The sequence below is a fragment of the Streptomyces sp. SID13031 genome (assembly GCF_010548305.1).
GTDB lineage: Bacteria > Actinomycetota > Actinomycetes > Propionibacteriales > Kribbellaceae > Kribbella.
Genome location: NZ_JAAGLV010000018.1, coordinates 19,350 through 33,207, shown reverse-complemented (window position 1 = coordinate 33,207; position 13,858 = coordinate 19,350). Strand labels below are relative to the sequence as shown.

Annotated in this window: 13 protein-coding genes; 6 read left to right on the top strand and 7 right to left on the bottom strand. The window is 69.2% G+C overall.

Annotation, left to right across the window (positions count from 1 at the left end; translation table 11 throughout):
- Nucleotides 1-577: 577 nt before the first annotated feature.
- Nucleotides 578-1,972, bottom strand: a complete 1,395-nt coding sequence (locus G3I17_RS30290; RefSeq protein ID WP_239063066.1) for an FAD-dependent monooxygenase — start codon at nucleotides 1,970-1,972, stop codon at nucleotides 578-580.
- Nucleotides 1,973-2,041: 69 nt separating this feature from the next.
- A complete protein-coding gene (locus G3I17_RS41200; RefSeq protein ID WP_164601040.1) occupies nucleotides 2,042-2,626 on the bottom strand; it encodes a TetR/AcrR family transcriptional regulator in 585 nt (194 codons plus the stop codon).
- A 43-nt stretch (nucleotides 2,627-2,669) separates the two neighbouring features.
- Here G3I17_RS41200 and G3I17_RS30280 point away from each other — a divergent pair, with 43 nt between their 5' ends.
- Nucleotides 2,670-3,803: an FAD-dependent monooxygenase gene (locus tag G3I17_RS30280; RefSeq protein WP_164601039.1), complete on the top strand. Its 1,134-nt coding sequence runs from the start codon at nucleotides 2,670-2,672 to the stop codon at nucleotides 3,801-3,803.
- Nucleotides 3,791-4,669: a phosphoribosylaminoimidazolesuccinocarboxamide synthase gene (locus G3I17_RS30275; protein ID WP_164601178.1), complete on the top strand. Its 879-nt coding sequence runs from the start codon at nucleotides 3,791-3,793 to the stop codon at nucleotides 4,667-4,669. Before G3I17_RS30280 ends, G3I17_RS30275 begins: the two co-directional genes overlap by 13 nt.
- A 100-nt stretch (nucleotides 4,670-4,769) precedes the next feature.
- Here G3I17_RS30275 and G3I17_RS30270 read toward each other — a convergent pair whose 3' ends face one another.
- The 5 genes from G3I17_RS30270 to G3I17_RS30250 all read right to left on the bottom strand — a co-directional run bounded on the left by G3I17_RS30270 (nucleotide 4,770) and on the right by G3I17_RS30250 (nucleotide 8,469).
- Nucleotides 4,770-5,258: a hypothetical protein gene (locus tag G3I17_RS30270; RefSeq protein WP_164601038.1), complete on the bottom strand. Its 489-nt coding sequence runs from the start codon at nucleotides 5,256-5,258 to the stop codon at nucleotides 4,770-4,772.
- 64 nt (nucleotides 5,259-5,322) lie between these two features.
- A complete protein-coding gene (locus tag G3I17_RS30265) occupies nucleotides 5,323-5,943 on the bottom strand; it encodes a CDP-alcohol phosphatidyltransferase family protein (protein ID WP_164601037.1) in 621 nt (206 codons plus the stop codon).
- Entirely contained in the window at nucleotides 5,943-7,280 is a 1,338-nt protein-coding gene (locus G3I17_RS30260; RefSeq protein WP_164601036.1) for an FtsX-like permease family protein, read from the bottom strand. Before G3I17_RS30260 ends, G3I17_RS30265 begins: the two co-directional genes overlap by 1 nt.
- Nucleotides 7,277-7,951, bottom strand: a complete 675-nt coding sequence (locus G3I17_RS30255) for an ABC transporter ATP-binding protein (RefSeq protein WP_164601035.1) — start codon at nucleotides 7,949-7,951, stop codon at nucleotides 7,277-7,279. The genes G3I17_RS30260 and G3I17_RS30255 overlap by 4 nt, the downstream gene beginning before the upstream one ends.
- The gene (locus G3I17_RS30250; RefSeq protein WP_164601034.1) at nucleotides 7,948-8,469 is read right to left on the bottom strand and encodes a PadR family transcriptional regulator; all 522 of its coding nucleotides are present in this window, start codon (nucleotides 8,467-8,469) and stop codon (nucleotides 7,948-7,950) included. The genes G3I17_RS30255 and G3I17_RS30250 overlap by 4 nt, the downstream gene beginning before the upstream one ends.
- A 113-nt stretch (nucleotides 8,470-8,582) precedes the next feature.
- On the opposite strand from G3I17_RS30250, the gene purS reads away from it, so the two are divergent.
- From purS to purL, 4 genes are all read left to right on the top strand, one after another.
- Nucleotides 8,583-8,837: a phosphoribosylformylglycinamidine synthase subunit PurS gene (purS, locus tag G3I17_RS30245; protein ID WP_164601033.1), complete on the top strand. Its 255-nt coding sequence runs from the start codon at nucleotides 8,583-8,585 to the stop codon at nucleotides 8,835-8,837.
- Nucleotides 8,834-9,505: a phosphoribosylformylglycinamidine synthase subunit PurQ gene (gene purQ / locus G3I17_RS30240; RefSeq protein ID WP_164601032.1), complete on the top strand. Its 672-nt coding sequence runs from the start codon at nucleotides 8,834-8,836 to the stop codon at nucleotides 9,503-9,505. Before purS ends, purQ begins: the two co-directional genes overlap by 4 nt.
- A gap of 65 nt (nucleotides 9,506-9,570) precedes the next feature.
- Complete coding sequence (locus G3I17_RS30235) at nucleotides 9,571-11,616, top strand: hypothetical protein (protein ID WP_203590979.1); 2,046 nt, start codon at nucleotides 9,571-9,573, stop codon at nucleotides 11,614-11,616.
- Nucleotides 11,594-13,855: a phosphoribosylformylglycinamidine synthase subunit PurL gene (purL, locus tag G3I17_RS30230; protein ID WP_164601031.1), complete on the top strand. Its 2,262-nt coding sequence runs from the start codon at nucleotides 11,594-11,596 to the stop codon at nucleotides 13,853-13,855. The genes G3I17_RS30235 and purL overlap by 23 nt, the downstream gene beginning before the upstream one ends.
- The last annotated feature ends 3 nt before the right edge of the window (nucleotides 13,856-13,858 follow it).

Here is a 13,858-nt window from a genome sequence, read left to right as displayed (position 1 = left end):
CACTGGGTAGCGGGCCCTCAGCACCAGAATCCGCCTGCCCCTCAGCCGCAAGGTGGTCCGGCTGTGTCGCCGAGCTGGCCGGCAGGAGCCGTTGCGGCGGAGCAGGCTTCGGCGAAGTCCGGGGCCGGCCGGCCTAGTGGGCTGGTGCTGGCTGGTGCGGGGTCGTTGCTGGCGGTGCTCGCGTTTCTTGGTGGGACCGCCGTCGGGCACGCGTGGGGTGGTTCCGGTGGGACGACGCCGACCCAGGTCGGACCCGGAGGGGGCCGACAGTTCCCCGGCCAGCAGGGGCAGGTGCCAGGCCAGGGGACAGTGCCTGGACAAGGGACCGTGCCGGGACAAGGGCAGCAAGGGCAGGTACCGGGCCAGGGGACTGTGCCTGGACAGGGACAGCGGCGGACGGTACCTGGGCAAGGGACCGTACCGGGGCAGGGGCAAGGCGTTGTCCCGCCGGACTCAGGGACCCAGCAATCTGGCGCTGTGACAGGTCAGGGGAGTGGGCAGACCAGGACCACCTGAGCGAGTGGGTTTGAGCGTGTCGTCCGGGTCTTGGGAGCGGACGACACGCTTGTAGGGCTGGTCAGGAAGGCAGCAGCCTCAGCCGGAGCGCTCGTAGTACCGTCTGCGGCCGGGCCAGGGCGCTCGGGTGGTCGAGCATCGTCGTCACCCGGCTGAACTGCACGTTCAGCCGGGGATCCTGCGCCGCTGCCTGGACGACCAGCCCTGCGATCCACTTCACCAGCCGATACCCGCGCGGATACGGCCCGTCGACGTGCGGCAGTTCGAGATCGGCGAAGGTCGAGATCTGCCAGGCGGCGTCGACGACGACTCGGACCTGGTCGAAGTACTCCCGCGCCGGCTCGTCCAGCGACGGGTCAGAGCGCAGGTAGGCAGACAAACACGACGCATGCAGCGCGGCCGAGGTCATGCCCTGCCCATAGACCGGGTTGAACGAGGCCACAGCGTCACCGGCGACGACCAGGCCGGCCGGGAAGCGTTCCAGCTCGTCGTAATCGCGGCGCCGGCTGTCGGCCTGGTGATACGTGACCACCTCACCGAGGAGCTCGCCGTGGTCGGCGATCTGCCCGAAGTCGGCCGGGAAGTCCTCCCGGCACCTCGTCCGGAAGTCCTCCAGATCTCGACTCGGCCGGTCGTCCCCGTAGCCGGCGACCAGTACCAGCCACCGATCACCCTCGACGGCCAGCACTCCACCTTGGCGCGGCGTCTGCCCACCGCCCGCCTGGTTCTGCGCGATCGAGATCCCGACATCGCTGATCTCCGGGTCACGCTTGAACAAGGCACTCGCGTAGTTGAGCTTGATCGGCATCCGCCGCATGACCGGCTGCGGCCAACCGGCGGCGCCAAGCCAGTCACTCAGCCGACTCGACCGCCCGGTCGCGTCCACCACCAGATCGGCCGGCTCCACCACTAGCGGAGCGTCCGGAGCCGGCTGGTACCGAACCGCGCTCACCCGGTCGCCGCTGAACTCGATCCCGTCGGCCCGCCCGTGGACGAGCCGGATGTTGCCGATCGCCAGCGTCCGCCGCCGCACGTGGTGTTCCAGGAACGGCCGGGTGCTCACCAGCGATGCCCCGATCGATCCCGCCGGCGCAGGCGGGCGGAACTCGCCGTTCACGTAGTTCCGGACGGTGTCCGGCGCCGGATCCACAGCCCCGGCAGCGAGCACGTCAGCCGTGAACCCCGGGAACCACCGATCGAGCTGCGCATGCCCCGCGGGCAGCAACGCGTGCACCTGACTGCCCTGCGGTACGCCGGGCCGCGGCAAGGTCGACTCCTCCGAGCCGTCCCGCTCGATCACGAGCACCTCTTCGGCATGGTCGCTGATCACCCGCGCGGCCATCAGCCCGGCCATACTCGCGCCGAGCACGATCGCGCGCCGCATCAGGATCTTCGGGGCCGCCGGGCGTTCCGCAGTACTGATCCGGGCGAAACGTCGCGCGACTGACTCCACCATGAACGGCCCCCAGCTCTCAAAATACGGAAGTGACTTCCACTTTAGAGCTGGTGCCGGAAATTTGCAGTCTTATGCATGTCGCAGGCCGCTCAGCAGCGCTGCCAAGGTCTTCCGCACCCCGCTCTCGAATGCCTCGGCCGACTGGGTCGTACCGGCTCCCGCGACCCGGTCGTAGAGCAGTCCGTCCATCATGGCCGCGACCGGCCAGGCGGCGGTGGCGGCATCAGGAACCCCCAAGCCCGCCAAGAGGTCCGCGAGCCCCTCGCGCAGTAAACGGCCGCCCTGGATGATCGCGTCGCGCAACTCTGGTTGCCGCCTTGCCTCCAGGGACAGTTCGTAGCGGGCGATCAGGTCGTCCGGGCGGTCGCGGGCCAGGTTCACGACCATGTCGACCATGAGTTCTTCCAGGTTCGAGTCGCCGGGGGGTTCCGCGGAGCCGCGGGCGAGGTCCCGCTCGAGCATGCGGTTGACGCAGGCGGTCAGCAGGGCGCCACGGGTGCGCAGGTAGTACGACGTTGAGCCCGGTGGCAGGCCGGCTTCCTCGTCGACCGCGCGATGGGTGAGGCCGCGCAGTCCGCGGGTCGCCACGAGATGGATGGCCGCGTCGGCGATGGCGGCCCGGCGGTCCTCGCCGAGCGGCACCTTTTTTGTCACGGCCTCTATTCTACTCAGGCTCTACAGATGTAGAGTACGGTTCATGACGACAGCGATCGTGGTGGGAGCGGGGATCGGTGGGGTGACGGCGGCCGTCGCGCTGGAGCAGTGCGGCTGGCAGGTCACGGTGCTGGAGCGGTCGGCGGAGCTGGGCGAGGTCGGTGCGGGGATCTCGGTCTGGCCGGGCGCTGCCGCCGTCCTGTCCGAGCTGGGCGTCAAGGGGATCGCCGATGCGGCGAGACCGGGCGGATCCGCCGGGATGCGCCGCTGGGACGGCCGCTGGATCGTAGACGCGGCCGGGCTCGGCATCGAGATGCCGGTGATGATCCACCGCGCCGAGCTCCACCGCCTGATCACCGATCGCCTCGGCCCCGCCGTCACGATCCACACCGGCACGACGGTCACCGGCCTCACACAGGACGCCAATGGAGTCACCGTCACGGCCGGCCGCCAGGTGTCAGGCGAACCGCGGCCGGGCGACCAGCAGCCGGGCGATCAGGAGTTCCGCGCGGAGTTGGTGATCGCCGCCGACGGGATCCGGTCGGGCATCCGCGGGCTGCTCTACCCGGAGTACCAGGGACCTCGGTACTCCGGCTATACGGCGTACCGGGGGATCGCCGAGCTGGAGCTCGCGGACGAGGGTGGCGAAACTTGGGGCCGAGGGCAACGATTCGGGTTCGCGAAACTGATCGACGGGCGGATCTACTGGTACGCGACGGCCAATCGCGAAGCGGGCGGTCCGGATGACGATCTGCGGGAGCGGTTCGCCGGCTGGCACGACCCGATCCCCGCGCTGCTCGCGGCCACTCCCGCGGTGCTGCGGAACGACATCCACGACCTGCGCACCCCACTCGTCCCCTTCGTGCAGGGTCGCGTGATCCTGCTCGGCGACGCCGCCCACGCGATGACGCCGAACATGGGCCGCGGTGCCTGCTCGGCGATCGAGGACGCCGGCGCCCTGGCCCGGGTGCTGAAGGAAAACAAGGATTTGCTGGCGTACGACGCCGAGCGCCGCCCCGCGACGACGAAGCTGGTCAGGCGGTCGCACTCGATCGGAGTGCTCGGTCAACTGGACAACAAGCTGGCCTGCAAACTGCGTGACGCCGTCCTCGGTCTGGGTGGCAAGGCGGCCGGATTACTGGCCAAACGCCGACGGGTGGAACAATCACCGGTGTGATCACCCCTCCGCAGGCTGTCGAGATCCCCGGTGCGAAGCATCTCCACTCCGGCAAGGTCCGGGATCTGTACGAGCTGGAGTCGGGCGACCTGCTGATGGTCGCCAGCGACCGGATGAGCGCCTTCGACTGGATCCTGGACACGCCGATCCCCGACAAGGGCAAGGTGCTGACCGCGATGAGCCTGTGGTGGTTCGAGCAGCTCGGCGTGCCGAACCACATCATCTCGACCGACGTACCGGTCGAGGTGGCCGGCCGCGCGGTGGTCTGCGAGAAGCTGGAGATGCTGCCGGTCGAGTGCGTCGCCCGCGGCTACCTGAGCGGCTCCGGTCTGCTCGACTACAACGCCACCGGCGAGGTCTGCGGCATCCCGCTGCGCGCCGGACTGGTCGAGGGCTCCCGCCTGGACGAGCCGATCTTCACCCCCGCGACCAAGGCCGACCTCGGCGAACACGACGAGAACGTCTCGTACGACGCCGTCGTGGCGACCGTCGGCGCGGAGACGGCTGAGGCGTTGCGGAAGCTCACGCTCGACATCTACTCGGAGGCGCACACGACCGCCGAGCAGCGCGGGATCATCCTGGCCGACACCAAGTTCGAGTTCGGGACCCGCGCGGACGGCACGATCGTGCTCGCCGACGAGGTGCTCACCCCCGACTCGAGCCGCTTCTGGCCGGCCGCCGAGTGGGCTCCGGGGCGGCAGCAGCCGTCGTACGACAAGCAGATCGTGCGCGACTGGCTGCAGTTCGACTCCGGCTGGGACCGGCACTCCGGCGAGGCGCCGCCGCCGTTGTCGGCCGAGGTGATCGAGCGGACCCGGTCGGCGTACATCGACGCCTACGAACGGCTCACCGGCCAGAAGTTCTGAGTCACCACGGCACCGAGGACCGCGACCTGTGCGCCTACCCGAAGGTCTCGAAGTACCTGGGTCACGGAGACCCCAAGCAGGCCACGAGTTATCGCTGTAGCTAGAAGAGGCCGACACCCAGGGCAAGGGCGATGAAGCGGGCGGCGCGGCCGGCCAGGACGGACAGGGAGAAGGTGACCACGCCCATCCGGCTCGCGCCCGCTATCAGCGCCACCCCGTACAGGGGTGGGATGCCGACCGAGGAGCTCAGCAGGGTGACCGGAATGCCCCAGCGGCGGTCGCTGAGCGCATCGAGCAGGCGCTTGCTGACATCACGGTTCCACTGGACGAACCGGCCGCGGCGGGTCCCGAGGTCGACCGGCTTGGGTGCCTTGCCCTTCTTCGCGGCGTAGCCCGGCCGATACCGCACGGCTAGGAACATCGCCACCTTGCCGATCGTCTGCCCGACCGAGACCCCGATCCCTGCGACCACCGGATCGAGCTTGCCGGAGGCACCGACCCCGATCACGTAGACCTCGGCGTTCAGCACAGGGATGACTGCGGATCCGATCCCGAATCCGATCGCCAGCACCAGTTGCCAAACCCACATGGTCTCGAGGCTATGTCCCATCTCGGCCCCCGGCACGGGACTTAGCACCACCCCGCCCTGTCATCTACGCCACAGCCGGTACTGCGGGCCGCCGCCCCCGCACGATCGCGACCAGCCGCTGCAGCGACCCGACCTTGACCACGACGCCCGCGGCGGCCACCGCGTAGGGGAGCCAGCTGATGTCGATCCAGGCGTCGATCAGCAGCGAGACGACGACGGCGCCGGTGTTCAGCGCCTTGGCCACCTTGGACCAGTTCCAGCGGTAGATCCGCTGGTCGATCCGGTAGAAGTAGTTCGGGCTGATGCAGTCGGGCCAGAGCAGGAACGCCAGCGACAGCATCGTGTCGAGCACCCCGAACTGGATCAGGAAGATCGCCAGCGGCCCGATCACCGCCGGATAGGTGGCCATGAACGCGGCTGCGAGCAGGAAGCAACAGGCCCGGTCGCAGACGATGTCGAAGACGGCGCCCGCGATCGTCTCCTCGTCGCGATGCCGCGCGACCGCGCCGTCGGCGATGTCGCCGATCCAGTACGCCGCATAGCCGGCGATCAGCCAGGCCAGGTCGCCGGTCGCGAAGGCCACCGTCGCGATCAGCATCGCCAGGACGGTCCTAACCAGCGTGATCCGGTTGGGCAGCCCGAGCAGGAGTCCGGGCTTGTGCACGACCATCGGCACGGTGCTCATCAGGCGGCCCGGAGGTTCTCGGGCGCCAGCGCGTCCTGGACGTGATTGCGCAGTACGTAGCCGGCCAGGTGGGCGCCGAGCAGGCCGAGACCGGTCCCGACGGCCGCCAGCAACAGCCCGGCCAATGCCAGCAACGGTGGCCCGAAGGCGCCCGTGCTGCTCAACCCCTGGAAACTGATGGCGGGACCCATCAGGAAGCCGAAGAACAACCCGACCGCGAGAGCGGGACAGGCGGCGACGGCGAGCTGCCGCTCGAGGACCTGGCGCAGGAACCGGGCATCGACCCCGAACGCGGTCAGGCAGGCGAGCTGGCGACGATGGTCGACGAGCTGATCGGTGACGCCGACGAGCAGGACGACGAAGGCCGTCGCCACGATCAACCCCAGACCGAATGCTGCGAAGGTGAAGCCGGTCAGGTAGAAACCCGCGTCGGTCGACTCGTTCAAGGGGATCGGCTTCACGATGAGGGCCAGGATGCTGTTCGCCAGGAATCCGACGACCAGGCCGCAGCAGCCGAGCAGCGTGCTCATCCGGCCGGTAGGGCGCGAGTCCGCGATCAGCCGTGCGCCGGCGAGCACGTTGATCGGTGCGGCGGACCGGGTGAGGCGGCGCCCGATGCCGATGGTCAGCCGTGAGCCGCCCAGCAAGGCGAAGACCGGTAGTACGAGCAGGACAAGGGCATAGCCGATGCCGAACGGCCCAGTGATCAAGAGGAGCGCCAGCAGGATCGTTGCGAGGGCTATCGCCAGCCGTAGACCGTTGGGGTACGGCGTCGGCTCGGTTGGGCTGCGATCGACGGTCAAGGACCAGCCGCTCGCCGCTGCAACTGCTGTGGTGACCAGGACACAGGCCAGCCAGACCGGCAGGTCGACGACGTCGGCTCCCGGCAGCAGTCTGGCCATCCGTGGCAGAGCAGCGAACACCAAGCTCAGGGCCAGGTAGATCGGAGCAGCCAGCAGGCCACCGGCAAGCCCGGCCAGGGCGGCGTCCACCGCGCCCAGCTGCTTGATCTGCCGAGGCGATCCACCTGCCAGCCGTACTGCGGTCAACCGCCGCTCGCGAGCCGCAACGCCGATCCGCAGCGACTGGCCCGCCAGGCCTGCCGCCAGGACGGCCAGGATCACGAACACTGTGATGACGCCCGGTCGAAGGCCTTCCTCGGCCAGGTAGTTGCTGTAGGTGTGCTTCGACAGATCGCCGGGACCGAGCCGGCCGATCCGGAAGGCGCCGATCACCAGTGCGCCGGACAACCCGACTGCCACTGTGGTGAGCCGGATCCTGCTGCGGTCGGCCGGAGTACGGGACCGCGACAGCTGAATGGCCGTCGAGAGCTTCATGAGAGCCTCACCTCGTGCTGGATCAGGCCGTCGCGGATCCGCACCTCGCGGTCGGCGACTGCGGCGATCAGGTTGTCGTGGGTGACCATCACCAGCGCGGCACCGCGGTCACGGGTCGCCTTGAGCAGTACGTCGAGCAACTCCTGCCCGGCCCGGCTGTCCAGACTCCCGGTCGGCTCATCAGCCAGTACGACGGCCGGACCGGTGATCAACGCGCGGGCCACGGCAGCTCGCTGGGTCTGCCCTCCCGACAGCTCGGCCGGGGTGGCATCTGCCTCGTCGGCCACTCCGACCTGCTCGAGCCACTCGAGAGCCGTCGCCCGCGCCGCCTGGCGGCCGTGGCCGTCCAGTAGCAGCGGCAGCGCCACGTTGTCGGCCAGCGACAGGTCGGGGACCAGTTGGCCGAACTGCAGCACCACACCGATGCGGCTGCGGCGGTACTTGCTGCGCTCCTCCTCAGTCAGCGCCGCCAGGTCCTGCCCGTCGATCGTGACCGTCCCGCTGTCGGGCTGGAGGATGCCGGCCGCGCAGTGCAGCAGCGTGGACTTGCCGCCGCCGCTGGCTCCGGTGATCGCGACCACCTCGCCTGGTGCGACGGCGAGGGTGATGCCGCGCAGGGCGACGTTGCGGCGGTAGGTGTACTCGACGTCGCGCAGTTCCAGTGCAGTCATCGGCGGGGCTCCTTCTGCTCGGTGATGCGCTCCATGACGCTGTCGAGCCAGCGCAGGTCGGCGTCGAGATGGGCGACCGTGTACTCGCGGACCAGTGGTGAGGTGGCGTCGTCCCCGGCCGGTGTGGCGTTGAGTTCGCGGATGCGGCGTAGGTGGCTCGCCCGCTGCCTGGCCAGGAACTCGGTCGCGTCCCCGCCGGTCCGGACCGCGGCCACCAGCTTGCGGAGCATCTCGTCGGCGCTGCCCCAGGCCGGTGGTACCGGATCGAGCAGCCAGTCGCCTAGGTGCTTGCGGCCGTTGTCGGTGATCGCGTAGACGGTCCGCTCGGGCCCGCCCTCCGAGCCCTTCTCGACCACCTCAGCCAGGCCATCCCGGGCCAGCCGGCCGAGCGTTGTGTAGACCTGCCCGAACGCCAGCGGGCGGTTGTCGGGGAACCAGGCGTCGTGGCCGCGCTTCACGTCGTACCCGTGCGCCGGGCCGTCGGCCAGCAGGCCCAGAACAAGCTCAGCGGTTGCCATGGATACGACTATACACACGATGTATGTACTGAGTGAATAGTCGCCGATGCGGGGAGATCGGGCGGTGGTCGGTAGGATTCAGGCGTCATCCCCGGTCCGAATCAGGAGTTTCAGTGGCTCGCGTTGTCGTCGACGTCATGCTCAAGCCCGAGATCCTCGACCCGCAGGGCAAGGCGGTGCACGGCGCGTTCGGCCGGCTCGGCTTCGACGGCGTGGCCGATGTGCGTCAGGGCAAGCGCTTCGAGATCACCCTGGACGGTGAGGCGACCGAGGAACAGGTCGCCGAGATCCGCAAGGCGGCCGACACGCTGCTGGCCAATCCGGTGATCGAGGACTACACCCTGCACGTGGAAGACGACGGCCAGTGAAGATCGGCGTCGTCACCTTCCCGGGCTCGCTGGACGATTTCGACGCCCGCCGGGCCGCCGCCGTCGCGGGCGCCGAGGTGGTCGCGCTGTGGCACGGTGACGCCGACCTGCACGGGGTCGACGCCGTCGTCCTGCCGGGCGGCTTCTCCTACGGCGACTACCTGCGGGCCGGCGCCATCTCCCGGTTCGCGCCGGTGATGGAGACGATCATCAAGAAGGCCGGCGAGGGGATGCCGGTGCTCGGCATCTGCAACGGCTTCCAGGTGCTCTGCGAGTCGCACCTGCTGCCCGGCGCGCTGATCAAGAACGACCGGCGCAAGTTCATCTGCCGGGATCAGCCGCTGCGGATCGAGAACAACCGCACCGCCTGGACCAGCGACTACGACGCCGACCACGAGATCACCATCGTGCTGAAGAACCAGGACGGTTCGTACGTCGCCGACGAGCCGACGCTGGACCGGCTCGAGGGTGAGGGCCTGGTCGTCGCCCGCTACCTGGGCGAGAACCCGAACGGTTCGTACCGCGACATCGCCGGGATCAGCAACGAGCGCGGCAACGTGGTCGGCCTGATGCCGCACCCGGAGCACTGCGTCGAGACCCTGACCGGCCCGAGCACTGACGGCCTCGGTTTCTTCACCTCGGTCTTGAAGGCCGTCGTCGCCTCCTGATGAACCACCGCTTACGTCCGAAGAACTGGCGACACGTCTCGCCGCTTCTTCGGACGCTAGCGCTGGTGGCGGCCGCTTTGCTCGCGGTCGCGGGATTCGTGGCCGGAACAGCTGGTACTGCGAACGCCCAGCCGCAAAGCCTGTACGCCAAGGTCGTGGTGATCGGTGTGCCCGGGCTGACGTGGTTCGACGTGAAGTCTTCACCTGAGTTGACCGCGTTGGTGGATCAGTCGCACGTCGGGTCGATCACCGTGAAGACGGCCGGGCCGCACACCTGCCCGGTCGACGGCTGGCTGACCATCAGCGCCGGCACTCGCGCCTGGGGAAGCGTCCCGGACCAGGCCTGCGGTGAGCTGCCGACTGTTGCCGACGGCAAAGTGCAGAACTGGCAGACGTACGTCGACCGTCAGGCCGAGCACCACACCGGCGCTCCGCTCGGCCGGCTGGCGGAGAGCCGCGAGCGCGTCTGCGGCTTCGGTCCCGGCGCTGCGATAGCCCTTGCCCACAGCAACGGCACGGTCGAGAACTGGACGGCCGATCTCGATCCTGCTCTACTGGCGAGCCCGGCCTGCGGCGACGCCATCATCGACGCCGGCGCCATGCCGCTCCGCGAAGGCCGGGATGAAGCCCGCAAGAAGGTCGCCGACCTGGTGGCCCAGGCTCGCGCGGCCGACGGCTGGGTCCTGCTCGTCGGCATCAGCCAGCTGACCGCCACCGCCCACCAGGAACCGCTGGTGGCGATGCAGCTCCCGCCGGACAACGGCCCGCGCTGGCTGACCAGCGACTCCACCCGCCGGCCCGGCCTGATCCAGCTCACCGATGTCACCGCAACGATCCTCCGAGGCGAGGCGAAGGAGCTGGATCCGGCCGGCCAGGAGCAACCCGGACCCCTCGACGGCAACGAGATCGGCTTCGGCGGCGACCGTCACACCGATGCTTCCGCAGTGATCGAGGACCGCCTCGACACGAACGAACGGTTCGAGCACCCGCGTCCGGTGCTGATCGCCGTCGTGGTGACCTTGGTGGTGGCGCAACTGGCCGCGCTCGGCTGGTTCCTGATCACCCGCAGCCGACGGGCCCGAAGTACGAGCGAATTCACCTTGCTCGCGGAGGGCGGCTTCTTCATCGCCGTTTTCCTGTCCACCGCGACCGTCTGGTGGCGCTGGCCGTCGCCCGGCCTTTCCCTGTACTTCGTCGTGCTCGCGATCAGCGCCGGGTTCGCGGCCGTGGCCAGGACCGTGCTGAAGCAATGGGCCGCGCTGGGCGTCCTGCTGGCGGCGTACCTGGTCCTGCTGGTCGATGGAGTGCTCGGGACGCCGCTGCAGTTCGGCAGCATGTTCGCCGACGGTCCCGTGATCGGTGGGCGCTTCTACGGCTTCGGGAACTCGACCTTCGCGACCCTCGCCGTCGCCGCACTCGTCACGGCCGGGTGGGTCGCTCAGAGATTGCTCGACCGAGGCCAGAGCCGGGTCAAGGCGGCCCTCGCAGTACTGGCGATCGGCGGCCTCGCGATCATCGTGGACGGCAAGCCCGGCTGGGGGACCGACTTCGGCGGCATCATCGCGCTGACGCCCGCAGTGTTGCTGATGGCCTGGCTGACCTGGCGCGGCAGCATCACCCTCAAAGCCCTGGTCGGAATCGGGATCGCAGGAGTGCTCGCTGTCTCGGCGGTCGCCTTCCTCGACTTCCTGCGGCCTGAGGACCAGCGCAGCCACTTCGGGACCTTCGTGGCCAGGCTGCTCGACGGTGACGTGAGCGACGTACTGATCCGGAAGCTGGAGATGGCCCTGGCCTTCTTCCACACGCCGGCCGGCTGGTTCATGCTCGCCGGGGTCGTCCTCGCGATGATCGCGACCGTCTGGCCCGACAAGGTCCCGTTCGAGAGCTACCGCCGCTTCTACGCCAGTCGGCCGATGATCCGCCCGACCCTGCTGGCCCTGTCGACCTGCGGTCTGGTCGGCATGCTGCTCAACGACGCCGGGGTCGCCCTGCCCGCAATCATGACCGGTTTCGCCCTGCCCTTGCTGGTGGCCCATCTACTGGCCGCTACCGTTTCACCCGAGTCCCACCTAGTTCAGGAGTCATCAAGTGTCGACCGACACCGTCAGTAACGCGACCAGTACGCCGGACGTGGAGCAGCCGTGGGCGGAGCTCGGGCTGAAGCAGGACGAGTACCAGCGGATCCGCGACATCCTGGACCGGCGGCCGACCAGCTGCGAGCTGGCGATGTACTCGGTGATGTGGAGCGAGCACTGCTCGTACAAGTCGTCCAAGGTGCACCTCAAGCGTTTCGGTGAGATCCCGCAGGAGACCCCGGCGGGCAAGATGCTCGCGGGCATCGGCGAGAACGCCGGCGTGATCGACATCGGCGAGGGCTACGCGGTCACCTTCAAGGTCGAGTCGCACAACCACCCGTCGTACGTCGAGCCGTACCAGGGCGCGGCGACCGGCGTCGGCGGTATCGTCCGCGACATCCTGGCGATGGGCGCGCGCCCGGTCGCGGTGATGGACCCGCTGCGCTTCGGCCCGCTGGACGCGCCGGACACCAAGCGCGTGCTGCCCGGCATCGTCGCCGGCGTCGGCGGCTACGGCAACAGCCTCGGCCTGCCGAACATCGGCGGCGAGGTCGTCTTCGACGCGACGTACCTGGGCAACCCGCTGGTCAACGCGCTCTGTGTCGGCGTCATGCGGCACGAGGACCTGCACCTGGCGAACGCGACCGGTATCGGCAACCAGATCATCCTGTACGGCGCCAAGACCGGCGGCGACGGCATCGGCGGCGTCTCCGTGCTGGCGTCCGAGACGTTCGCCGACGGCGGCCCGACCAAGCGCCCCGCGGTACAGGTCGGCGACCCGTTCATGGAGAAGCTGCTGATCGAGTGCACGCTCGAGCTGTTCGCCGCCCGGATCGTGGAGGGCATCCAGGACCTCGGTGGCGCAGGGCTGTCGTGTGCGACCTCCGAGCTGGCCAGCGCGGGCGACGGCGGCATGCACGTCTCGCTCGACAAGGTGCCGCTGCGCGACGCATCCCTTGCTCCAGAAGAGATTCTGATGAGCGAGTCGCAGGAACGGATGATGGCGGTCGTCACGCCGGAGAATGTCGAGCACTTCCTGAAAATCTGTGCGAAGTGGGACGTCCAGGCCGACGTGATCGGTGAGGTCACCGACACCGGCCTGCTGCAGATCGACTGGCACGGCGAGCGCGTCGTCGACGTACCGCCGCGGACCGTCGCGCACGACGGCCCGGTCTACGAGCGCCCGTACGCGCGGCCGGCCTGGCAGGACGAGCTGCAGGCCGACGGCGCCGAGAAGTTGCCGCGGGCAACCACTGGCGAGGAGCTGCGGGACACTCTGCTCAAGCTGATCGCCTCGCCGAACCTGTGCGACAAGTCCTGGGTCACCGACCAGTACGACCGGTACGTGCTCGGCAACTCGGTGCTCGCGCAGCCCGAGGACAGCGGGATGATCCGGGTCGACGAGACGAGCGGCCTCGGCGTCGCGGTCTCGACCGACTGCAACGGCCGCTTCGCCAAGCTCGACCCGTACACCGGCGCCAAGCTCGCGCTGGCCGAGTCGTACCGCAACGTCGCCACCACCGGCGCCCGGCCGGCCGCGGTCACCGACTGCCTGAACTTCGGTTCGCCGGAGGACCCGGGCGTGATGTGGCAGTTCACCGAGGCCATCCGCGGCCTGGTCGACGGCTGTATCGAGCTGGGCATCCCGGTCACCGGCGGCAACGTGTCCTTCTACAACCAGACCGGCGACACCCCGATCCTGCCGACGCCCGTGGTCGGCGTACTGGGTGTCATCGACGACGTGACGCGCCGGACTCCGATCGGTTTCACCGCCGAGATGGAGGGCCACCAGCTCTACCTGCTCGGTGAGACCGAGGAGGAGCTGTCGGGTTCGGAGTGGGCGCACGTCATCCACGGCCACCTCGGCGGACGCCCGCCGGCGGTCGACCTGGCCGCTGAGCAGCAGCTCGCGGACATCCTGATCAACGCGTCCCGCGACGGCCTGATCGACGCCGCCCACGACGTCAGCGACGGCGGCGTGGCGCAGGTCCTGGTCGAGTCCGCGCTCCGCGGTGGTACCGGAGCCCGCGTCTGGGCCCCTGACGGTCTGGACCCGTTCCTGTTCCTCTTCGCCGAGTCGTCCGGCCGCGCGGTCGTCGCCGTACCGCGGACCGAAGAGGTCCGCTTCACCGACATGTGCACCGCCCGCCGCTTCCCGCACACCAAGATCGGCGTCGTCACCGGCGAGTCCCTCGACGTCCAGGACCAGTTCGAGATCTCGTTGGCAGACCTCCGCGAGACCTGGACCGCGACACTGCCGGCCGCTCTTGGCTGAGGT